The organism is Kitasatospora sp. NPDC057904, from assembly GCF_042887925.1.
Classification (GTDB): domain Bacteria; phylum Actinomycetota; class Actinomycetes; order Streptomycetales; family Streptomycetaceae; genus Kitasatospora.
In genome coordinates this window covers 137425-159992 of record NZ_JBHVOL010000019.1, presented here as the reverse complement: position 1 = coordinate 159992, position 22568 = coordinate 137425, and the positions used below count along the sequence as shown (strand labels likewise).

General features: G+C 73.7%; 13 protein-coding genes and 1 pseudogene. All 14 read right to left on the bottom strand.

Features of this window, described 5'->3' with window-relative positions; translation table 11 throughout:
• Position 1: 1 nt before the first annotated feature.
• Positions 2 to 3349 (bottom strand): S8 family serine peptidase, encoded by a 3348-nt coding sequence (locus tag ACFVSN_RS34960; RefSeq protein ID WP_387957503.1) that lies wholly within the window; start codon positions 3347 to 3349, stop codon positions 2 to 4.
• Between the two features lie 226 nt (positions 3350 to 3575).
• Positions 3576 to 3737, bottom strand: a complete 162-nt coding sequence (locus ACFVSN_RS34955; RefSeq protein WP_380441399.1) for a hypothetical protein — start codon at positions 3735 to 3737, stop codon at positions 3576 to 3578.
• A gap of 289 nt (positions 3738 to 4026) precedes the next feature.
• Positions 4027 to 5607 carry a phosphoglycerate dehydrogenase gene (serA, locus tag ACFVSN_RS34950; RefSeq protein ID WP_380441418.1) on the bottom strand — a complete coding sequence of 527 codons (1581 nt, stop codon included), beginning with the start codon at positions 5605 to 5607 and terminating at the stop codon, positions 4027 to 4029.
• Between the two features lie 248 nt (positions 5608 to 5855).
• Positions 5856 to 6854 carry a ketol-acid reductoisomerase gene (ilvC, locus tag ACFVSN_RS34945; protein ID WP_030243908.1) on the bottom strand — a complete coding sequence of 333 codons (999 nt, stop codon included), beginning with the start codon at positions 6852 to 6854 and terminating at the stop codon, positions 5856 to 5858.
• A 102-nt stretch (positions 6855 to 6956) separates the two neighbouring features.
• Positions 6957 to 7481 (bottom strand): acetolactate synthase small subunit, encoded by a 525-nt coding sequence (ilvN, locus tag ACFVSN_RS34940; protein WP_238951331.1) that lies wholly within the window; start codon positions 7479 to 7481, stop codon positions 6957 to 6959.
• 80 nt (positions 7482 to 7561) lie between these two features.
• A complete protein-coding gene (locus ACFVSN_RS34935) occupies positions 7562 to 9418 on the bottom strand; it encodes an acetolactate synthase large subunit (RefSeq protein WP_380499309.1) in 1857 nt (618 codons plus the stop codon).
• A gap of 332 nt (positions 9419 to 9750) precedes the next feature.
• Positions 9751 to 12693, bottom strand: coding sequence for a putative bifunctional diguanylate cyclase/phosphodiesterase (locus ACFVSN_RS34930; RefSeq protein ID WP_387592143.1), 2943 nt, complete (start codon positions 12691 to 12693; stop codon positions 9751 to 9753).
• 458 nt (positions 12694 to 13151) lie between these two features.
• Positions 13152 to 16292, bottom strand: coding sequence for an AAA family ATPase (locus ACFVSN_RS34925; protein WP_387957501.1), 3141 nt, complete (start codon positions 16290 to 16292; stop codon positions 13152 to 13154).
• A 50-nt stretch (positions 16293 to 16342) separates the two neighbouring features.
• Entirely contained in the window at positions 16343 to 16501 is a 159-nt protein-coding gene (locus ACFVSN_RS34920) for a hypothetical protein (RefSeq protein ID WP_380441391.1), read from the bottom strand.
• Positions 16502 to 16727: 226 nt separating this feature from the next.
• On the bottom strand, positions 16728 to 18236 hold the full coding sequence (gatB, locus tag ACFVSN_RS34915) for an Asp-tRNA(Asn)/Glu-tRNA(Gln) amidotransferase subunit GatB (protein ID WP_380441388.1): 1509 nt from the start codon (positions 18234 to 18236) through the stop codon (positions 16728 to 16730).
• A gap of 91 nt (positions 18237 to 18327) precedes the next feature.
• Positions 18328 to 18588 carry a hypothetical protein gene (locus ACFVSN_RS34910; RefSeq protein ID WP_380441385.1) on the bottom strand — a complete coding sequence of 87 codons (261 nt, stop codon included), beginning with the start codon at positions 18586 to 18588 and terminating at the stop codon, positions 18328 to 18330.
• Positions 18585 to 20078, bottom strand: a complete 1494-nt coding sequence (gene gatA / locus ACFVSN_RS34905; RefSeq protein WP_380441383.1) for an Asp-tRNA(Asn)/Glu-tRNA(Gln) amidotransferase subunit GatA — start codon at positions 20076 to 20078, stop codon at positions 18585 to 18587. Before gatA ends, ACFVSN_RS34910 begins: the two co-directional genes overlap by 4 nt.
• Positions 20079 to 20083: 5 nt before the next feature.
• Positions 20084 to 20380, bottom strand: a complete 297-nt coding sequence (gene gatC / locus ACFVSN_RS34900; RefSeq protein ID WP_329927886.1) for an Asp-tRNA(Asn)/Glu-tRNA(Gln) amidotransferase subunit GatC — start codon at positions 20378 to 20380, stop codon at positions 20084 to 20086.
• 162 nt (positions 20381 to 20542) lie between these two features.
• Positions 20543 to 22315: pseudogene (locus ACFVSN_RS34895) on the bottom strand (putative bifunctional diguanylate cyclase/phosphodiesterase); the annotation flags it as partial.
• Positions 22316 to 22568 lie beyond the last annotated feature (253 nt).

Below are 22568 nucleotides of genomic sequence, written 5' to 3'. Positions count from 1 at the left end.
GTCAGGGAAGCGCGACCACCTCCGCCCGCCGGGCGCCCGGGTTGAAGTGGTGGAGCAGCAGGACCGAGGACGTGTCGCCCGCCGCCCGGTGGACGTCGAGGACGGTGCCGGGCCGCGCCGGGGCCGCGATGGCGGCCGGTCCCGCGATCCCGGCCCGGACCGTGACGGCCGGGTGGAGCACGTCGACCGCGACGGTCGGCCGCACGCCCCGCAGGCCGATCGACCCGAAGGCGTCGGCCGGGTCCGGCTTGCCCTGGACGGCCGGGCCGGTCCACACGCCGTACCGCACCACGCTGTGGCCCTCCTTGACCCCCGGGAGGGCCGCGATCCGCACCGGCAGGACCAGCACCTCGCTGTCCAGCAGGGCGGTGTCGACGTCGCCCCAGCGGGCGTTGAGCGGCTGGACGTCCAACTCGGCGCCGGTGCGGGCGTCGAGCGCGCGGGCGACCAGTACGTCGCTGCCGCGCTCCCGGTCGGCCTTCACGATCACGTCGGCGACGCCGTCCCCGTCGGTGTCCAGCGAGACCCGGACCCCGTAGAGGCCGACGGGCGTCGTGGCGGGAGCCCAGAGCCGGGCACCGAAGTAGAGCGTCCCGGAGTCCGCGGCGGCGCCGACGGCCCGCAGGTTCGCCGCCCGGTCGCCGGGGTGTTCGACGCACACGTCCTCCGGCGCCGGCGCGTCCCCGCCCGACTTCTCGGGCACGATGCCCGAGCCGGGCCGCAGCCCGGCGCCGCCGCCGGGCGGGCAGTCGGCCCAGCGGGCGCCCTCGCCGCCGAGGGCGAAGGCACTGACGAGTCCCGGCCGGTCCCCGGGGGCGCTGCTCCCGCCGAGCACCAGCAGGGTGCCGTCCCGGGCGGTGCGCACCGGGGCGGAGGCGCTGAGGCCGGTGGCGGGCCGCGGGGCCGCGAACACCGGGACCCGCAGCTCGGGCAGGGCCGGGTCGGTGACGGGGCTGAGCAGGACGCGTCCGGAGAGCTCGCCCCGGTAGGAGCGCGCCTTGCCGCCCTGGACGGCGTCGAGGGTCGGGTCCGGCGCGCGTCCCAGCTCTCCGGGGACGCTGAGCGTCACCCGGACGTGCGCGGTGCCGCCCGCCGGGACGTCGACCTGCTCCGGCGCCACCTCGTAGTGGGCGCCGGGCAGTTCGGTGGCCGCCGCGTACCCGGTGCGGTAGCTCAGCGGCGCCGCCGAGTGGTTGCGCACCTCGATCTCGCGCCGCAGCGCCGTCGGGCCGCCGACCTCGACCGGCCCGAAGGAGACGCCGACGGAGCCCTCGACCGCGCCGTCCCCGGAGGCGTAGGCGACGGCCGGGGTGCGCACGGCCCGGTCGACCGCGGCCCGGCCGGCGCCGGTGCGCTCGGGGCCGTAGACCGGGCTGCCGCGGTCCGCGTCGAGGCGGGTGTCGACGGAGGTGTTCATCAGCGCCGCCTTGACCTCCTCGACCGGCCAGTCCGGGTGGGCGGCGCGGACGAGGGCGGCGAGCCCGGCCACGTGCGGTGTGGCCATCGAGGTGCCGTCCTCGCGCTGGCCGCCGCTGCCGCTGCCGGCGAGCGCGGACCAGATGCTCTCGCCGGGGGCGGCGAGGTCGGGCTTGACGACACCGGGCAGGCCGATGCCGCGCGAGGTGAAGTCGGTGAGGGTGTCGGCCCGTTCGGGCTGGAGCTGGGAGACCGAGCCGTGCAGCGGGTTGCCGGGAGCGGCCAGCCGGACCTCGGCCCCGCCGGCCGCGGCGGCCCGGCGGAGCCGCTCGCCGTCGGCGCGGGCCAGCAGGGCGACGGGGATGCGGTCGTTGCCGGCGATCTCGGGCAGGTGGTCGCTGTCGGCGGCGTAGAGGGCGCCGATCGCGCCCGCGTCGGCGGCGTGGTCGGCGCGCGGGCCTGAGTTGCACGCCCGCTCGGACTCGCGGGTGGCCCAGGCCAGCACCGCGACCTTGCCCGCGAGCCGCTGCCGGTCGGCCGCGCTGAACGCGGCGCAGCCGTCCGACTGGTCGGCGGGCAGGGCGAGTCGGCCGTGCACGTCGGCGGTGGACCAGCCCTGGTAGCGCTCGCTCCAGTGGGCGGGGACGGCGCCGGCGAGGTCGGCCGGGGCGAGCACGGTGATGCCGTCGGTGTCGGCGTGCCCGTGCACGGAGGCGGCCACGGCGATGGCCCGGGCGGCGGTGCCGGGGCTGCCGCTGATGCCGTAGACGTCCCCCTCGTTGCCGGCGGCGGCGACCACGACGGTGCCGAGCGCGGCCAGGTGGTCGACGGCCACCGCGTCGGCGTCGTCGGGGCTGCCGAAGCGGCTGCCGAGCGAGAGGTTGACGACGTCGAGGCGGTCGCCGAGGTCGCCGTCGCCGTTGGGGTCGGCGGCGAGGTCGAGGGCCTGGGCGAGGCGGTCGGTGGAGCCCTCGCAGCCGAACACCCGGATCGCGTACAGCTGGGCGCCGGGGGCCGCGCCGGGGCCGATCCTGAAGCCGGCCGGGTCGAGGCCGGCCCGGTAGGGCCCGGTGTAGGTGCGGCCGTCGGCGGTGACGCCGAGACCGGCCGCGGTGCCGGCGACGTGGGTGCCGTGGCCGTTGCGGTCGCAGTCGATGGGGTTGTCGCTGGGGTGCGGCACCGGCTGGTGGTGCGGGGAGGACGGGTCCGGGTCGTAGTCGTCGCCGACCAGGTCCTTGCCGCCGATCACCTTGGCGGTGGGGAACAGCGCGGCCGGGGCGGGCTTGCCGCGCTCGACCGACCGGTAGGCGGCCTCGGTGCCGGGGCCGCCGAAGTCCGCGTGGGTGTAGTCGATGCCGCTGTCGATGACGCCGATCCGCACGCCCTTGCCGGTGTTGCCGGCGCTCCCCGTCCCGCTCGCGGCGGCCTCCCACACCTGTGGGGCGCCGGTCAGCGGAACGGAGTACGCGTTGTCGCGCTGCTTGCGGACGATCGGGTGGACGGCCCGGACACCGGGCAGCGCCCGCAGCGCGGCCAGCCGGTCGGCGGGCGCGGTGACGGCGAGGCCGGTGAGCAGGGTGCGGGTGCGGTACAGCTCGCGGGCGGCGGGCACGGCCCGGTGGACGGCCGTGGCGGCCCGGTCCAGCGCGTCGCCGGCCCTGGCCCGCTGGTCGGCGCCGGCCCTGGCGGCCACCCGGCGGACCTCCTCGGGGGAGCGCCGGGCCCGCCGGGAGTCGTCGGCGGCGCGCCGCCAGGCGGGGCCGGCCGCCTCGGTGCCGAGTTCGAGCAGGACGGACGCCGCGCGGTCGGACCCGGGCGGGTCCGTCGGCGGACTGCCGCCGGCCGGCGCGGCGGCGAGCACCGCCGGGCCGACCAGCAGGGTCAGGGTGACGCCGATCCGGGCGAGCGAACGGCGGACGGTTGGCAGACGCACGTGGGCCCTCTCCCCCGGCAAGGGGGACGGATCCGCACACCGAGGAGGTCGCTGACGCCCGCCCGCGCGGGCGTCGATCACCCTTCCGGGGGCCCCAAATTAGGATGATCGCGTCGGCCGGTGCGAGCACCGTCCCCCGGACGGAGGCAAGGTGCACTCTCCCGGGTGACCGTCCGTCAGCCCGTCCGGCCCAGTTGGCAGATGAACGCCCGGACGGCCCCGCCGGTCAGAGGTGGCCGGTCGCACCGCCGTTGTCGCGGCGGTCCAGCGAGCGCTGCAGCGCGGCGGCGGCGAAGGGGTTCCGCTCGGCGGACCGGCGGCGGCGCGGGGCGCGGACGGGGGTGGCGGCGGGGGCGGGAGAGGCGTGGCGGTCGGCGGTGGAAGGCATACCGGACTCCTTGGAAGCGGCGCGCAGAAGCACGACATGGTGAGGGGAGGGGTACGCGCAGAGGCAGGGGTCGCCTGCCCGTGAAGGCGCACGCACACACGGGCCGCGCGCCCTGGCTACAGGGGCGGCACACCGTATGGCTCTTCCACGGTACGACCCCGGCCCGGCCGTGTCTGCACGAATACTTGGATTTCCTAGTATCTGAGACGGGAGTCACCCGCACGCACGCAACCGGGCCCGGACCACCGTCGAAACGGAGGTCCGGGCCCGGTACGGAGCCGCGGGAAAATCAGCCCAGGTCGACCGACCGCGCGAAGCGGGCGCCGATCTCGGCGGCGATCGCCGACAGCACGTCCTGCGGGATCTCGCTGTCCACGGTGAGGGACGCGAGCGCGCCGCCGCCGTCCCGCGCGACCTGCATGCCGGCGATGTTGATGCCGGCGTCGCCGAGGTGCTTGCCGAGGACGCCGACGACGCCCGGGCGGTCCTCGTACTTGAAGAAGGCCATGTGGTCGGTGAGCGCGACGTCCACGTCGAAGGCGTCCACGCCGACGATCTTCTGGGTCTGCTTCGGGCCGGCCAGCGTGCCGGAGATGGCGATCTCCTCGCCGTCGGCGAGCGTGCCGCGGACGGTGATGACGTTGCGGTGCTCGGGGCTCTCGCTGGAGGTGGTCAGGCGCACCTCGACACCGCGCTCCTGGGCGAACAGCGGGGCGTTGACGTAGGACACCGTCTCCGCCACGACGTCCTCGAACACGCCCTTCAGCGCGGACAGTTCGAGCACCTTGACGTCGTGCTGGGTGATCTCGCCGCGGACCTCGACGTCGAGCCGCACGGCGACCTCGCCGGCCAGCGCGGTGAAGATCCGGCCGAGCTTCTCCGCGAGCGGCAGGCCCGGGCGCACGTCCTCGGCGATCACGCCGCCCTGGACGTTGACGGCGTCCGGCACCAGCTCGCCGGCCAGCGCGAGGCGCACCGACCTGGCGACGGCGATGCCGGCCTTCTCCTGCGCCTCGTCGGTGGAGGCGCCGAGGTGCGGGGTGGCGACCACGTTGTCGAAGGCGAACAGCGGGGAGTCGGTGCACGGCTCCTTGGCGTACACGTCGAGGCCGGCGCCGGCCACCCGGCCGTCGCGCAGGGCGCTCGCGAGCGCCTCCTCGTCGACGATGCCGCCACGGGCGGCGTTGACGATGCGCACGGTGGGCTTGACCTTGTGCAGCGCCTCGTCGCCGATCAGGCCGATCGTCTCGGGGGTCTTCGGGAGGTGGACGGTGATGAAGTCCGAGACCTCCAGCAGCTCTTCGAGCGAGACCAGCTTGACGCCCATCTGCGCGGCGCGGGCGGCCTGGATGTAGGGGTCGTACGCGACGATCTTCATGCCGAACGCGGACATCCGCTGCGCGACCAGGACGCCGATCCGGCCGAGGCCGACGACGCCGAGGACCTTCTCGCTCAGCTCGACGCCGGTGTACTTGTTGCGCTTCCACTCGCCCTGCTTGAGCGCGGCGTTGGCCGGCGCGATGTTGCGGGCGACGGAGATCAGCAGGCCGCAGGCGAGCTCGGCGGCGGTGACGATGTTGGAGGTCGGCGCGTTGACGACCATCACGCCGGCCTTGGTGGCGGCGGCCACGTCCACGTTGTCGAGACCGACGCCGGCGCGGGCGACGACCTTCAGCCTGCGGGCGGCGGCCAGCGCCTCGGCGTCGACCTTGGTCGCCGAGCGGATCAGGATCGCGTCGACGTCGGCGATCGCGGTGAGCAGCTCGGTGCGGTCGGCACCGTTGCAGTGGCGGATCTCGAAGTCGGGGCCGAGGGCGTCGACGGTGGCGGGCGACAGCTCCTCGGCGATCAGTACGACGCCGGTTCTCACAGTGTTGTTAGCAGTGCTCACGACAGTGTGTCCTTAACTGTCCGGTTCCCCCGGGCACGGCGGTGGCGTGGAGGGCGGGGGAAGGTGGCATGCCGCGTAGGTAGACGCACGACGCTGTGGGCCTGACGCGCACTCGGAAGTGTATCGACGGGCGGAGTACGAGGCTGCTCCCGTCCGGCGAAATCACCCGGACGGGAGCAGCCTACTTGTACAAGGGAGTTGCGGAACGGGGCAGACCCCGGGCCGGGTCAGGCCTTCTCGTTGACCCAGCTCATCAGCGAGCGCAGCTTCTTGCCGGTGGTCTCCAGCAGGTGGTCCTCGTCGGCCTTCTTGTACTCGTTGTACTTGGGCAGACCGGCCTTGTACTCGGCGATCCAGGTGTTGGCGAAGGTGCCGTCCTGGATCTCGGCGAGGACCTTCTTCATCTCGGCCTTGGTGGCGTCGGTGATGATGCGCGGGCCGGTGACGTAGTCGCCCCACTCGGCGGTCTCGGAGACCGACCAGCGCATCTTCTCCAGGCCGCCCTCGTACATCAGGTCGACGATGAGCTTCAGCTCGTGCAGGCACTCGAAGTAGGCGATCTCCGGCTGGTAGCCGGCCTCGACCAGGGTCTCGAACCCGGCCTTCACCAGGGCGGCGGTGCCACCGCAGAGGACGGCCTGCTCACCGAACAGGTCGGTCTCGGTCTCCTCGGTGAAGGTGGTCTTGATGACGCCGGCCTTGGTGGCGCCGAGGCCCTTGGCGTAGGACAGCGCCAGGGCGAAGGCGTTGCCGGTCGCGTCCTGCTCGACCGCGACGATCGCGGGGACGCCGCGGCCCTCCTCGTACTGGCGGCGGACCAGGTGGCCCGGGCCCTTCGGGGCGACCATGCAGACGTCGACGTCCGCCGGGGGCTTGATGAAGCCGAAGCGGATGTTCAGGCCGTGGCCGAAGAACAGGGCGTCGCCGGCCTTCAGGTGCGGGGCGATGTCCGCCTCGTAGACGTCGGCCTGGATCGGGTCCGGCACCAGGATCATGATGACGTCGGCCTCGGCCGCGGCCTCGGCCGGGGTGACCACGCGCAGGCCGGCCTCCTCGGCCTTGGCACGGGACTTGGACTCGGGCTTGAGGCCGACGCGGACGTCGGCGCCGGAGTCGCGCAGGGACAGCGCGTGGGCGTGGCCCTGGCTCCCGTAGCCGATGACCGCGACCTTGCGGCCCTGGATGATGGACAGGTCGGCGTCGTCTTCGTAGAACAGCTCGGCCACGGGGGCACATCTCCTTGCGTGATGGGTGCCGGGTACGCGGTGCCTACCGTATTCGCACCCGGCGGGGTGTGGGGTCTTTGTTCAGCGTGTGAGAAACGCCGGTTACGCGCTGCGGTCCAGGGCGCGGAGCGAACGATCGGTGATCGAACGGGCACCGCGCCCGATGGCGACCAGGCCGGACTGGACCAGTTCCTTGATGCCGTACGGCTCCAGCATCCGGAGCATGGCCTCCAGCTTGTCCGAACTGCCGGTGGCCTCGATGGTCACCGCATCGGGCGACACGTCGACGGTCTTGGCACGGAACAGCTGGACGATCTCGACGATCTGCGACCGGGTCTCGTTGTCGGCGCGGACCTTCACCAGGACCAGTTCCCGCTGGATCGCAGCGGCCTGGTCGAGTTCGACGATCTTTATCACGTTCACGAGCTTGTTGAGCTGCTTGGTGACCTGTTCCAGCGGGAGGTCCTCGACGTTGACCACGATCGTCATCCGGGACACGTCCGGATGCTCGGTCGGGCCGACGGCGAGGGAGTCGATGTTGAAGCCCCGACGGGAGAACAGCGAGGCGATGCGGGCGAGCACGCCGGGCTTGTTCTCGACCAGGACGGAGAGGGTGTGCTTGGACATGTCGTTCCTCAGGCGCACGAGGGGGGTCCGGCGAAGCCGGTCCCGAGAAGGGTGGCGGTGGGCGACGGGAGGGCGGGGCGTCAGTCGAGGTCGTCGCCGAAGTCGGGGCGGATGCCCTTGGCGAACTGGATCTCGTCGTTGTTGGTTCCGGCCGCGACCATCGGCCAGACCATGGCGTCCTGGTGGACGATGAAGTCGATGACGACCGGGCGGTCGTCGATCGCCATCGCCTGCTCGATGACCGCATCCAGGTCCTCGGGGCGCTCGCAGCGCAGCCCGACGCAGCCCATCGCCTCGGACAGCTTGACGAAGTCGGGGATCCGGGTGCCGCCCTGCTCCGGCGGCTCGACGCCGTCGTGCCCGGGGCCGGCGTGCAGCACGGTGTTGGAGTAGCGCTGGTTGTAGAACAGCGTCTGCCACTGGCGGACCATGCCCAGCGAACCGTTGTTGATGACCGCGACCTTGATCGGGATGCCGTTCAGGGCGCAGGTGACCAGCTCCTGGTTGGTCATCTGGAAGCAGCCGTCGCCGTCGATCGCCCAGACCACGGCCTCCGGACGGCCCGCCTTGGCGCCCATCGCGGCCGGGACCGCGTAGCCCATGGTGCCCGCACCGCCCGAGTTCAGCCAGGTGGCCGGCTTCTCGAAGCGGATGAACTGCGAGCTCCACATCTGGTGCTGGCCGACGCCCGCGGCGTAGATGGCGTCCGGGCCGACGATCCGGCCAATCCGCTCGATGACCTGCTGCGGCGAGAGCTCCCCGGCGGGGGCGGGCTCGTAGCCCAGCGGGTAGGTCTTCTTCCACTCGTCGAGCTTCTGCCACCACTCGCTGTAGTCGCCCTTGTGGCCGGCGTCGAACTCGGCCTGGACGGCGACGATCAGGTCGGCCAGCACCTCGCGGGCGTCGCCGACGATCGGCACGTCGGCCGGGCGGTTCTTGCCGATCTCGGCCGGGTCGATGTCCGCGTGGACGACCTTGGCGTACGGGGCGAAGCCGTCCAGCTTGCCGGTGACGCGGTCGTCGAAGCGCGCACCGAGGGTGAACAGCAGGTCCGCCTTCTGCAGCGCGGTGACGGCCGGGACGCTGCCGTGCATGCCGGGCATGCCCAGGTGCTGCGGGTGGCTGTCGGGGAAGGCGCCGAGCGCCATCAGGGTGGTGACGACCGGGGCGCCGGTCAGCTCGGCCAGGATCCGCAGCTCGGCGGTGGCCTGCGCCTTGATCACGCCGCCGCCGACGTACAGCACCGGGCGCTTGGCGCCCACCAGCATCTTCGCGGCCTCGCGGATCTGCTTGGCGTGCGGCTTGGTGACCGGGCGGTAGCCGGGCAGCGAGGTCTCGACCGGCCAGCGGAAGGTCGTGGTGGCCTGGAGGGCGTCCTTGGCGATGTCGACCAGGACCGGGCCGGGGCGGCCGGTGGCGGCGATGTGGAACGCCTCGGCGATCACCCGGGGGATCTCGGCGGGGTCGGTGACCAGGTAGTTGTGCTTGGTGATCGGCATCGTGATGCCGCAGATGTCCGCCTCCTGGAAGGCGTCGGTGCCGATCGCCTTGGAGGCGACCTGGCCGGTGATCGCGACGATCGGGACGGAGTCCATGTAGGCGTCGGCGATCGGGGTGACGAGGTTGGTGGCGCCCGGACCCGAGGTGGCCATGCAGACCCCGACCTTGCCGGTGGCCTGGGCGTAGCCGGTGGCGGCGTGCCCGGCGCCCTGCTCGTGGCGCACCAGGATGTGACGCACCTTGGCCGAGTCCATCAGCGGGTCGTAGGCGGGCAGGATGGCCCCGCCCGGGATGCCGAACACGGTGTCCGCGCCCACGGCTTCGAGCGAGCGGATGAGCGACTGGGCGCCGGTCATGGTCTCGACGACGTGCTGGGGAGCGGGAGCGTGGGCGGCCGGGTTGTCCCCGCGGCGGGGGGATGCGGCGTGCTCGGTCATCTACCTGTCTCTTCTCGGGTTTTGCCGGCCCTGTGGTGCGGGCCCCAGGTGCTTCGAGGGTGGGGTCCCGGTTCGGGCCGATCGCCGGCTCTGCCTCAATCGTCCCGCTTTTCCCCGTTTCCGTGGGGTTCGCGGAGCAGTTGCGGCCAGGGGTCTTGCGTGGGTGGAACAGCGTCAGTGCAACAAAAAACCCCTCGTGCCAAGGGCATGCGAGGGGTGGCGCGTCGGTCTGTCACAAGCGGGGCGTGCGTGCCCGCTCAGCCGACGCGCCCGCCAAGTACGAGAATTCGGGTGCGCATGGCAACGACCTTCCTCCCGTTCGGGGGCGCGTGTCAAGCAGGTGGGACGGCCGTCTCGCCATGCGGACCGGCTCCCGGACCTGTCACGGCCCGGTGTTCGGGCAGGTCGGAGGCCCCGTGGTGATGTACGACACGCCCTCCCTGAGACTCCCCGCGGCCACTCGTCCGGGTGTCCGCGGCCAGGTACGCCCGGCGGGCCGAGAGCGAGCCGAGCGGTCTCGGGAGGGGGTATCCGCGGCGCACCAGGGCGCGGCGCAGCCGGGGCTCGTCGAGCGGCGGCGCGAAGGCCGATCCCTGGCCCTGGCGGCAGCCGAGCTCCTGCAGGGCGGCGATCTGCCGGGGCAGGTCCACCCCCTCGGCGCCGGTGAGCAGCCCGAGGTCGCGGCCGAGGCGCAGCGCGTGCCCGGCCAGGGTGCGGCTGAGCGCGGACTCGCCGAGGTCCTGCACGAGGGAGCGGTCCAGCTTGAGGCCGTCCAGCGGCAGCCGGGCGAGGGCGCCCAGCGAGCCGCTGCCGGCGCCGTAACCGGCCAGGACGGTGGCGACCCCGAGCCGGCGCAGTGCGGCCAGGCGGCGGCCGAGTTCGTCGGCGAGGGCGTCCGGGCCCATCCGGGCCACCTCGATCACCAGCTCGCCGGCCGGCAGCCGGTGGTCGCGCAGCGCAGCCGCGACGGTCTCGTACAGTCCGGGCGAGCACAGCCGCTCGGCGGAGAGGCGGACCGCGACGGGCACCGGCGCGGGGCCGGTGCGGTTGCGGGAGGGCAGGCCGCGCCGGGCGGCGGCCGCCGCCACCGCCTCGTGGATCAGCCAGCGGGAGAAGCGGGTGGCCGCGTCGCCGTGCTCGGCCGAGCGCAGGAACTCGGCGGGGGTGAGCAGCAGGCCCTTCGCCGAGCGCCAGCGGGCCTGCGCCTCGACGCCGGTCACGGCGCCGCTGCCGAGGTCGACCACGGGCTGGTGGAGCAGCGTGAAGCCGCCCTCGCGGACGGCGACCCGCAGCCGCTCGTCGAGTTCGGTGCGGCGCTCCAGGTCGGCCCGCATGGCGGGGCTGTAGAGCACCACCCGGCCCTTGCCCTCGGACTTGGCCCGGTACATCGCGAGGTCGGCGTTGCGCATCAGCTCGTCGGCGCCGGTGCGCGGGTCGGCGGCCGGGCCGCGCTCGGGGGTGCCGAAGGCGATGCCGATGCTGGCGGCGACCGCGAGCTCGGCGCCGCCGATCCAGTACGGCTCGGACAGCGCGACCCGCAGCCGGTCGGCGAGCTCCTGGACCTGGAGGCGGCCGAGCGGGCCGCACACCAGCGCGGCGAACTCGTCGCCGCCGAAGCGGGCGACGGTGTCCCCGCAGCGGACGGCGCCCTGCAGGCGGCGGGCGGCCTGCACCAGGAGCTCGTCGCCGACCTGGTGGCCGGCGCTGTCGTTGACCGCCTTGAAGCCGTCCAGGTCGAGGAAGAGCACGGCGATCCCGGCGCCCGGCTCGCCCCGGCCGCCCTGCCGGTCGCGGGTGCCGAGGGCGGCCCGCAGCCGCTGGGTGAACAGCGCCCGGTTGGGCAGGTCGGTGAGCGGGTCGTGGAAGGCGTTGTGCTGCAACTGGGCCTGGAGCATGACGCGTTCGGTGACGTCCCGGCTGTTGAGGATCAGCCCGTCGCGGTGCCGGCTCACGGTGGACTCGACGTGCAGCCACTCGCCGGCGCCGGAGCGGATCCGGCACTCGACCCGGGCGGAGGGTTCGGCGGTGCCCGGCGAGCGGTGCGCGGTGAGGCGGACCCGGGCGAGGTAGCGGCGCACCTCGCCGAGCACCCGGTCGACGTCCTCGGGGTGCACGAGGTCCAGCAGGTTGCCGCCGACCAGTTCCTCCGGGTCGCGCCCGTAGACGCCGAGCGCGGCCGGGGAGACGTACGAGAGGACGCCGTTGGCGCCGGCGATCATGATGACGTCGCTGGAGCCCTGCACCAGGGAGCGGAAGTGCGCCTCCTTGTGGGCGAGTTCCTGGGCGAGCGAGAGGTTGTCGAGCAGCATCACGCCCTGGCGCAGGATGAGCGCGAGGCCGACGGTGCAGGCGGCCGCGGCCACCACCCGGTCGAGCTGGCGCCCGCCGAGCGCGTTGTACAGGATCCCGGCGGTGCACACCGCGGCCGCGGCGTACGGGGTGAGCGCGCTGAACGTGGTGGCCACCCGGCGGCGCGGCAGGCCGCCGGCCGACGGGTGCTCGCGCAGCGGGCGGCGCCAGCGCGGCGACCACGGCGCCCAGGCCAGCAGCAGACTGCCGGAGAACCAGCCGGCGTCGAGGAGCTCGCCGGAGTGGTAACTGCTGTGCAGCGCCGGGGAGGTGAACAGGGCGTCGCAGATGACGGTGACGGCGAGCGCCATCATCGCGGTGTGCACGGCGGCCCGGTTGCCGTCCCGGCCGCCGAAGCGCAGCCCGACCACCAGGCTGACCAGCAGGATGTCCAGCACCGGGTAGGCCAGCTTGAGGGCCAGGGTCAGCACCGAGCCGCCCTCGCCGGCGGCGATCCGGCCGAGCGCCAGGCTCCAGCTGAGGGTGAACAGCGAGCCCGCGATCAGCCAGCCGTCCAGCAGGAGGCAGAGCCAGCCGGCCGCGGAGCGCGGGCGCTGGGCGAGCACCAGGATGCCGGTGATGGAGAGCGGGGCGAACAGCAGGAAGGCGTACGCGGCGAGCGAGTCCTGGGGCAGGGCGGTGCGTTCGACGAGCTCGTACCAGCCCCAGGTGCCGTTGCCGAAGGCCACCGTGAGCGAGGAGAGGCCGAACAGCAGCCAGGCCGGGCGGGCGTGGCCACCGACCGTGCAGCCGTAGACCAGGCAGGACAGCGCGGCCGCGAGGGCCGCCGCGGCGAGACCGAAATCACCCATGAAGACGGCGAGTTGGTGGGACCCCCAGCCGGTCGCGGCGCCGCACGCGTAGCTGAGGCACAGGGCGCCGAGGGCGAGGCCGGGCAGGGCGCGGCCCTCCCGCAGGCGGCGCATCGGGCCGCGTCTCGTGGTGGGCGCGTCGGCGGCCGGCGCGCCCGGCCGCTCGGCCGCGGGCAGCACCGTATCGGTGGAGCTCACTTGACCTCTCCCCCTCCGGCCCGGGACCCGGCGCCCCGGCCACGGGCCACCGGCCGCGCGCCGCTTCGCCGTACGCGGTGACCTGGCGCACCGTCAGGACGGTGGCCCAGGGGGTGGGCGGCCTTCCGGTCGCCGCACCGCACCGATGCTCCCGATCGGGACCCTACACCAATTCCGTCACTCAATGACACGCACACTGAACTTAGAGTAATGGTGGGAGGGTAGGGAAATGCACCTGATTCCGGCGGATCGGCCCGGTTGGCGGCGGCGCGCGGGCGGGGGCTCACGCGGCGCGCACGGGAGCACGCGACGGCGCCCACCGGTCCGGGGCCGGCGGGCGGGGTCCGCCGGCCGGTCCCGGGCCGGAGCGCGGGTCACCCGGTGGCGGGGGCCAGGTCGTCCGGGAACAGCCGCAGCCGGTGGGCCAGCGCGGCCGCCTCGCCGCGGCCGCCGACCGCGAGCTTGCCGAGGATGTTGGACACGTGCACGCTCGCGGTCTTCGGAGAGATGTACAGCTCCTCGGCTATCTGCCGGTTCGTCCAGCCGCGAGCGAGCAACCGGAGCACGTCCCGCTCACGGGGGGTGAGCCCGAACGACTCCCCCGCCGGTGCGGCCTGCCCCGAGGAGGCCGCCGCGGGCGCGGCCGGGGCCGGCGCCAGCCCGGCGCGGTCGGCCAGGCCGGTGATCTCGGCGACCAGCGGGCGGTCGCCGCGCGCCTCGGCCAGTTCCCGCGCCTCGCGCAGGAGTTCGGCGGCCGCCTCGCGCCGCCCGGCCCGCACCTCGGCCTCGCCCGCCCGCAGCAGGCCGAGCGCCAGCGGGTGCGGCAGGGCGACCGGCCGCAGCAGGGCGACCGCGGCGGCCCACTGCTCCGGGGTGTCGGTGCCCCCGGCGCGGGCCAGCTCGCACTCCAGCAGCCGCGCCCAGCCGTGGTGCAGCGGAGCCTTGGGGGTGAGCCCGGCCGCCGTCGCGGCGATCCCGGCCAGCGCCTCGGCCCGCCCGGCCGCGGCCTCCGGCAGGCCCCGGGAGTCCGCCTCCACCGCGGCCCCCTCGAACAGCAGCGGGTACACGTCGGCCTCGTCGCCGAGCCGCCGGGCGTCCGCGAGCGCGCCGAGCAGTTCGGCGCGGGCCTCCATCGGCCGGCCGTTCAGCCACGCGATCCGCACCGCGAGCCGGCTGATCGGCGCCGAGTGCTGGATCCGGCCGACCCGGTTGGCCTCCCGGGCCCGGGCCACGAGGACGGCCGCCTTGGGCAGGTCCCCCCGCAGCAGGGCGATCTCGCCGCGCATCCGCTCCAGGAACTCGGCGTGGGCGTTGGTGGTCTCGTCCGGGTCGCAGTCGCCCAGCACCTCGACGGCCTCCGCGAGGCGGCCGAGGTCGATCAGCGCCTCGGCCAGGTTGCCGGTCAGGATGCTGCCGCTGTTGCGCACCAGTCCGTAGCCGGCGGCGTGCTCCAGGCCCTCGCGGGCCATCGCCATCGCCTCCTCGGACCGGCCGAGCCCGCGCAGCACGCTCGCGAGGTTGTTGATGCCGCGCAGCAGCACGTCCGGCGTGCCGACCCGCCGGGAGGCCTCGACGGCGGCCCGCAGCCCGGCCAGCCCGGACTCGGCGTCCCCCTCCAGGTCGTAGCGCAGGCCGGCGAGCGTCATCCGCGCGTGCTGCTCGACGGCGTGCGCGCCGACCTCGCGGGCGATCCGGATCGCCCGCTCGGCGAGCTCGATGTGCTCGGGCCCCGGGTCCTTGAGCATCGCGACGCCGGCGCCGAGCGCGAACACCTCGGCCTGCACCGCGGACGGCGGCAGGTGGTCGACCAGCCGGTGCGCGTACGCGATCTCCTCGTCGTCGCCCGAGCGCCGCAGGTGGCCGAGCATGCGGGCCCGGTTGATCCGGAACCAGGCCGCGCGCAGCGGGTCCACCGTCTCGTCGACCAGCTTGAGCGCCCGCTTGGCCAGGCTGAGCCCGCGCTCGCGGTCGCCGCTGCGCCGGGCGGCGACGACGGCCTCGGCGAGCACGTCGATCAGCTGGATCCGGTCGCAGTCCTCGTCCTGGGGACGGACGTCGCAGGAGCCGGGCGGGTAGGTCTCGGCCCAGTCGTACGGGCGCAGGGTGTGCGCGAGGACGTCCTCGGAGACCATGTCCCACAGTTCGAGGGCGCGTTCGAGCATGCGCAGCTGCTCGGCGAAGGCGTTGCGGCGCCGGGCGGCCCGGGCGGCGTCCAGGGCGGTCGGCAGGGCGCGGGCCGGATCGTGCGCGTGGTACCAGTAGTTGGCGAGCCGGGCGGGCAGGGCGTCAGCGGGCACGAGGTGCGGCTCGGCCTCGACGGCGAGCGCGAACTTGCGGTTGATCCGGTGCCGTTCGCCGGGCAGGAGGTCGTCCGAGACGGCCTCGCGGACCAGCGCGTGCCGGAAGCGGTAGCCCTCGCCGTCGCTGTCCAGGCGCAGGATGTTGGCGCCGACGGCCGTGCGCAGGGCGCCGATCAGCTCCTCCTCGTCGGCCATCAGGTCGGCCAGGACGGCGGCGAGCAGGGCGTGCTCGACGTGCGAGCCGCCCTCCGCGGCGATCCGCACCACCTTCTGGGCCTCCTCGTCCAGGCTCTCCACCCGGACCAGCAGGATGTCGCGCAGCGAGTCGGTGAGGCCGGCCCCGCAGCCGTCCTCGAAGGCGGTGGCGAGCTCCTCGACGAAGAAGGGGTTGCCCTCGGAGCGGCGGTGGATCCGGTCCACCAGCTGCCGGTCGGGCGCGGCGGTGCCGAGGATGCCGGCCAGCTGGGCGGCGACCTCGCCGCGGCGGAACCGCGCCAGCTCCAGCCGCTGGACGGTGCGCAGCCGGTCGAGCTCGGCGAGGAAGGGGCGCAGCGGGTGGCGCCGGTGCAGGTCGTCGGAGCGGTAGGTGGCGACCAGCAGCACGCGGGCGCGGTGCAGGGTGCGGACCAGGTAGGCGAGGAGCTCGCGGGTGGAGCGGTCGGACCAGTGCAGGTCCTCGACGGCGATGACGAGGGTACGGTCCGCGCCGAGCCGTTCGATCAGCCTCGCGGTGTGCTCGAACAGCCGGGCCCGGCCGTACTCGTCGTTCGGTTCGCCGTCGCCGTCGCCGAACTCGGGCAGCAGGCGGGCGAGATGGCCCTCGCTACCGGCGGCCGCGGCCTCCAGTTCGGGGCCGAGCGTGCGGTGCAGCCGGCGCAGGGCGCCCGCGATCGGTGCGTACGGGAGGCCCTCGGCGCCGATCTCCAGACAGCCGCCCAGGGTGGTGACCACTCCCCCGCCGTGGCCGGCGCGGTCCAGGAACTCCTCCAGCAGGCGCGTCTTGCCGACGCCGGCCTCGCCGCCGACCAGGACGGTCTGCGGGCTGCCGGTGCCGGCCCGGCGCAGCGCGTCGGCCAGCGCGGTGATCTCGGTGCCGCGGCCGACGAAGACGGGACTGACCGACATCTGCTGCATGGAGGCGAGCATGCCATAGGCGGTGGCGGCGGGCCGAGGGGATATCTCGCCCGGCGAACGCCCGGAGGGGGAGGCGCTCACTCGCGCCTCCCCCTCCGACTTCTCCTCGGCACCCGCCGGGTGCCGGTCCGTCAGCATTCCGTCTTCCGCGCGGCGCGGCGCTGGAAGCGCGCGGCGACCGGGCGGCGCAGGCCGCGGCGGGCCTCCTTCGCCTCGCGGACGAGGCGCTGGTGTTCGGCGTGGACCTGGAGCTCGTGGACCTGCTGCTGGATGAGCTCGTACTCGATCACGGTGTTCCCCTTGTGGGTTTCGTTCTTCGGTCTTCCCTGTTGACTAAGAGCTTCCTCTCCCAGAGGGGGGCACCACATCGGCAGGCTTCCCGATGTTTCGGGGCCCGGATGCCTTAGATGAGGCCACTCGGGCACGGCAAAGGCCCGGTTCCCTCCCGATCTGGGGGTGGAACCGGGCCTTAGGCCTTACTTAGGGGGCCTTAGATGCCTAAGGCGCCTTAGGAACTCAGGCAGAGACGCCGAGCTTCTCAAGGATCAGATCCTTCACGCGGGCGGCGTCCGCCTGGCCGCGGGTGGCCTTCATGACCGCGCCCACGAGCGCGCCCACGGCCGCGACCTTGCCGTCGCGGATCTTGGCGGCGACGGCCTCGTTCTCGGCGATGGCCTGGTCGACCGCGGCACCGAGCGCGGAGTCGTCCGAGACGACGGCCAGGCCGCGCTTCTCGACGACCTCGTCCGGCTCGCCCTCGCCGGCCAGCACGGCCTCGATGACCTGGCGGGCCAGCTTGTCGTTCAGCTTGCCCTCGGCGACCAGCGCGGCGACCCGGGCGACCTGCGCCGGGGTGATCGGCTGCTCGCTGAGCTCGGTGCCGGTCTCGTTGGCGCGGCGGGCCAGCTCGCCCATCCACCACTTGCGGGCCTGGTCGGCCGGGGCACCGGCTGCGATGGTCTCCTGGATCGGCCCGACCGCGCCGGCGTTGAGGACGGACTGCATGTCCTTGTCGGACAGGCCCCACTCGGCCTGCAGGCGGGCCCGGCGCACCCGCGGCAGCTCGGGCAGGGCGGCGCGCAGCTCCTCGACCCACTCGCGCGAGGGGGCGATCGGGACCAGGTCCGGCTCGGGGAAGTAGCGGTAGTCCTCGGCGTTGTCCTTGATCCGGCCCGAGGTCGTGCTGCCGTTGTCCTCGTGGAAGTGGCGGGTCTCCTGGACGATGGTGCCGCCGTCGGTCAGCACGGTGGCGTGGCGCTGGATCTCGAACCGGGCGGCCCGCTCCACGCTGCGCAGCGAGTTGACGTTCTTGGTCTCCGAGCGGGTGCCGAAGGTCTCGGTGCCGTTGGGGCGCAGCGACAGGTTCACGTCGCAGCGCATCTGGCCCTTGTCCATCCGGGCCTCGGAGACGCCCAGCGAGCGGATGACCTCGCGCAGCTCGGCGACGTACGCCTTGGCGACCTCGGGGGCCCGCTCGCCGGCGCCGGTGATCGGCTTGGTGACGATCTCGATCAGCGGGATGCCGGCCCGGTTGTAGTCGAGCAGCGAGTGGGTGGCCCCGTGGATGCGGCCGGTCGCGCCGCCGACGTGGCTGGACTTGCCGGTGTCCTCCTCCATGTGGGCGCGCTCGATCTCCACGCGGAAGGTCGAACCGTCCTCCAGCTGCACGTCGAGGTAGCCGTTGAAGGCGATCGGCTCGTCGTACTGCGAGGTCTGGAAGTTCTTGGGCATGTCCGGGTAGAAGTAGTTCTTCCGCGCGAACCGGCACCACTCGGCGATCTCGCAGTTGAGCGCCAGGCCGATCTTGACCGCCGACTCCACGCCGGTCGCGTTGACCACCGGCAGCGAGCCCGGCAGGCCCAGGCAGGTCGGGCAGGTCTGGCTGTTCGGCTCGGCGCCCAGCTCGGTCGAGCAACCGCAGAACATCTTGGTCTTGGTACCGAGCTCGACGTGGACCTCAAGGCCCATCACCGGGTCGTACGACGCGAGAGCGTCCTCGTAGGAGACCAGGTTCATGACGCTCACAGCGTCCCTTCTCACGTAAAGACTTGGGAGGTACGGGCCCGGCCGCCGCTCGCGCGGGGCCGGGCCGGGGCGCTCGGCCCGAAGAGTGGCCCTAGCCCAGCAGCACGTCGTCGGAGGCGAGCTGCCGCAGCTCGCGCACCAGCAGGGCGGTGCCGGTGATCAGCGCGGCGGCGCCGACGAGGGCGTTGACCAGCTTCAGGGTGTCGCTCTCCTCGCGGGCCTTGCGGACGTCCTTGACCACGGAGATCGCGCCGAAGGCGCTGGTGCCGATGGACAGCCACAGACCGGGCTTGGAATGCTTGAAGCCCTTCAAAGAAGCAGACTGGGCCTTGGCCTTCTCGATCTTGCTCACAGTGCCGGTGCCTCCTCCAGCAGGGTGTGCCCCCACTTGTCGTTGAGTGCGGCCTCGACGGCGCCGCCCACGCGGTACAGGCGGTCGTCCGCCATCGCGGGCGCGATGATCTGCAGGCCGACCGGGAGATTGTCCTCCGGGGCCAGGCCGACCGGCAGCGACATGGCCGCGTTGCCCGCCAGGTTGGACGGAATCGTGCACAGGTCGGCCAGGTACATCGCCATCGGGTCGTCGGCGCGCTCGCCGATCGGGAAGGCGGTGGTCGGCGTGGTCGGCGAGACCAGGACGTCCACCCCGGCGAACGCGGCGTCGAAGTCGCGCGAGATCAGCGTGCGCACCTTCTGGGCCGAGCCGTAGTAGGCGTCGTAGTAGCCCGAGGAGAGGGCGTAGGTGCCGAGGATGATGCGGCGCTTGACCTCGTCGCCGAAGCCGGCCTCGCGGGTCAGCGCGGTGACCTCCTCGGCCGAGCGGCTGCCGTCGTCGCCGACCCGCAGGCCGTAGCGCATCGCGTCGAAGCGGGCCAGGTTGGAGGAGCACTCCGACGGCGCGATCAGGTAGTACGCGGGCAGCGCGAGGGTGAAGGACGGGCAGGACACCTCGACGACCTCGGCGCCCAGCTCGCGCAGGAGCTCCACCGACTCGTCGAAGCGCTGCATGACACCGGCCTGGTAGCCCTCGCCGGCGAACTCCTTGACGACGCCGATGCGCATGCCGCGCACGTCGCGCATCCTCGCGGCCGCGACGACGGCCGGGACGGGCGCGTCGATCGAGGTGGAGTCCAGCGGGTCGTGCCCGGCGATGGCCTCGTGCAGCAGCGCCGCGTCCAGCACGGTGCGGGCGCACGGGCCGCCCTGGTCCAGCGAGGACGAGAACGCGACCAGGCCGTAGCGGGAGACCGAGCCGTAGGTCGGCTTCACGCCGACGGTGCCGGTGACGGCGCCGGGCTGGCGGATCGAGCCGCCGGTGTCGGTGCCGATCGCCAGCGGGGCCTCGAAGGCGGCCAGCGCCGCGGCCGAGCCGCCGCCGGAGCCGCCGGGGATGCGGGAGAGGTCCCACGGGTTCCCGGTCGGGCCGTACGCCGAGTTCTCGGTGGAGGAGCCCATCGCGAACTCGTCCATGTTGGTCTTGCCGAGGATGACGACGCCGGCGTCCTTGAGGCGCGAGGTCAGCGTGGCGTCGTACGGCGGGATCCAGCCTTCGAGCATCTTCGAACCACAGGTGGTCGGGATGCCCTTGGTGGTGAAGACGTCCTTCAGCGCGAGCGGGACGCCGGCCAGCGGGCCCAGCTCCTCGCCCTTGGCGCGCTTCTCGTCGACCGCCTTGGCGGCGTTCAGCGCGCCCTCGGTGTCGACGTGCAGGAAGGCGTTGACCTTCTTGTCGACGGCGTCGATGCGGTCCAGGTGCGCCTGCGCGACCTCGACGGCGGAGACCTCGCCCTTGGCGATGGCGCTCGCGGTCTCGGCGGCGGTGTAGCGGATCAGGTCGGTCATCTCGGTCAGTCCTCCCCGAGGATCTGCGGCACACGGAAACGCTGCTCCTCGGCGGCGGGCGCGCTCGCGAGCGCCTGCTCCGGGGTGAGCGACGGCCGCACCTCGTCCGCCCGCATGACGTTGGTGAGCGGGAGCGGGTGGGAGGTCGGCGGGACGTCCTGTCCGGCGACCTCGGAAACGCGGGCGACCGCGCCGATGATCACGTCGAGCTGCTCGGCGAAGTGGTCCAGCTCTTCGGGCTTCAGCTCAAGACGCGACAGCCGGGCGAGGTGGGCGACCTCCTCGCGCGTGATGCCAGGCATGCAGCGATCCTCAGGGTGAGTTCTGGTGAGGCCCGGCGCTGCTTCAGCGGTGCCGGGCCCGGGCAGGAGCAGCCGGCTCGGCGCTCCCGTCCTCGTGGTCTTTGGACCCCATCCTATGGGGCCCGGCCCGGCCACCGGCCAACGAGTAACCGGCGGCGGCGGTTACTGCGGCCTGGTCCGGGCCCAACTCTGCGTCCCCGGCGCGTTGATCTCCATCTGCGCGGCCTGCACGGCCTGCACCACGGGGGGCAGGACGGGCGGCAGGACCGGCGGGAGTGTCGGGGGCAGGACCGGCGGCATCGCCGGCTTGCCGCCCGGGACCTTCTGCACGGCCGGCTTGATGCCGGGCGGCAGCGTGGCGGCCAGCCGCTCCACGGTCGGGCTGCCGGTGCGGTGCACCCGCAGCCAGGCGGTGGCCTGTTCGGGCGGCAGCGCGGCCGACACCAGCCAGCCCTGCACCGCGTCCACCCCCATGCAGTGCAGCCGCTCCCAGGTCTCGTCGTCCTCGACGCCCTCGGCGACCACGGTCAGCCCGAGCGAGTGCGCGAGCTCCACCGAGCAGCGGACCACCGCCGCGTCGTGGTCGTCGGCGACCATCCGGGAGACGAAGGAGCGGTCGATCTTCAGCTCGCCGACCGGCAGGCTGCGCAGCCGCACCAGCGAGGAGTGCCCGGTGCCGAAGTCGTCCAGGGACATCCCGACGCCGTAGCCGCGCAGCTCCGCCAGGGTGTCGGCGGCCCGCCTCGAGTCGTCCAGCAGGAGCCGCTCGGTGATCTCCAGCTGGAGCGCGTGGGCCGGCACCTGGTGGCGCACCAGGTGCCCCGCGACGCGCTGCGCGAAGCCCGGGTTGAGCACGTCGCGCGGCGAGACGTTCACCGCGACCTGCACCTGCAGGCCCTGGTCGCGCCAGTACGCGAGCTGGCCGACCGCCGCCTCCAGCACGTAGTCGGTCAGCCGCGGCATCAGCCCGCTGGACTCGGCGAGCCCGACGAACTCGTCCGGCGACACCTTGCCCTGGCCCGGCCGCTCCCAGCGCAGCAGCGCCTCCAGGCCCACCACCCGGCCGTCGAAGGCCACCTTCGGCTGGTAGTGCAGCTGCACCTCGCCGGTCTCCAGCGCGCGGCGCAGGTCCCCCAGGAGCCCGATCCGGTACGGGGTGTCGGCGTCCTGCGTCTCGTCGTACTGCTCGACACCGCTGCGCCCGCGCTGGGCGTGGCCCATCGCGACGTCGGCGCGGCGCAGCAGCGACTCGGCGTCCTGGGCGTGCTGCGGGAAGACGCAGACGCCCGCGCTGGCCTCCAGGACGAGCAGCAGCCCGTCCAGCCGGATCGGGGCGGCGAGTTCGGCGATCAGGGCCTTGGCGACGCGCTCCAGGCAGTCCGGGTAGTTGATGCCGGGCAGCAGGACGGCGAACTCGTCGCCGCCCATCCGGGCCACCATCGGGCGGCCGCGGCGGTAGTGCCGGGGCAGGCCGGCGAAGACGTCGTCGATGGACTCGCGGGTGGGGGTGCCGACCGCGCCGCCGGAGCGCAGGGCGCGGTGCAGCCGGCGGGCGATGTGCACGAGGAGCCGGTCACCGGCAGTGTGGCCGAGGGTGTCGTTGAGTGATCGGAAGCGATCGAGGTCGAGCAGTATGAGACCGACGCTGTAGCCCTGTTCGTGCTCGGCGATCGCCTCCTGGGCGGCCAGCAGCAGGGCCTGACGGTTGGGCAGGTCCGTCAGCGGGTCGGTCAGCTGGTCGCGGGCGCGGTCCCGGGCGATCCGCCACGCCGCGACCAGGACGGCCAGCGGTACCGCGAACAGCGGCAACAGCTCGGGTTCGTACCGGTAGACCAGGACGGCCAGCGGGATGAGCGGCGCGGCTCCGGCCAGCAGCACGCCGAGCAGCAGGACCGCACCCGCCACCCCCTGCGGCGGGCGTGTGGGCGCGCCGCCGGTCGTACGATCCATAAGCCCTGTCCTCCGTCGGGCCCGCCCCGTCAGGCCGCCTTACGGTGAGGCACCGTGCCGGTACCGACTGCTGGCGGGCATGGAGCGACCCCGCGGAGTACCGGCTCAGCCGGTGCCCCCACCCCTGCTGACACTCTGTTGCGCTCCAGGGTATGCCGGGGCCCACCCGGTGGGCAGACTTTCGGACAACCGGAAACGCGCCACCGTGCCCGGGTGTCGCTCAGGGACACTGTGCCCG

Coding starts and splice junctions, on each gene's coding strand:
- gatA (WP_380441383.1), bottom strand. CDS start 20,078: ATGACCGACCTGATCCGCTACACCGCCGCCGAGACCGCGAGCGCCATC.
- ACFVSN_RS34930 (WP_387592143.1), bottom strand. CDS start 12,693: ATGCGCCGCCTGCGGGAGGGCCGCGCCCTGCCCGGCCTCGCCCTCGGC.
- gatC (WP_329927886.1), bottom strand. CDS start 20,380: ATGCCTGGCATCACGCGCGAGGAGGTCGCCCACCTCGCCCGGCTGTCG.
- ACFVSN_RS34955 (WP_380441399.1), bottom strand. CDS start 3,737: ATGCCTTCCACCGCCGACCGCCACGCCTCTCCCGCCCCCGCCGCCACC.
- ACFVSN_RS34935 (WP_380499309.1), bottom strand. CDS start 9,418: ATGACCGAGCACGCCGCATCCCCCCGCCGCGGGGACAACCCGGCCGCC.
- ilvN (WP_238951331.1), bottom strand. CDS start 7,481: ATGTCCAAGCACACCCTCTCCGTCCTGGTCGAGAACAAGCCCGGCGTG.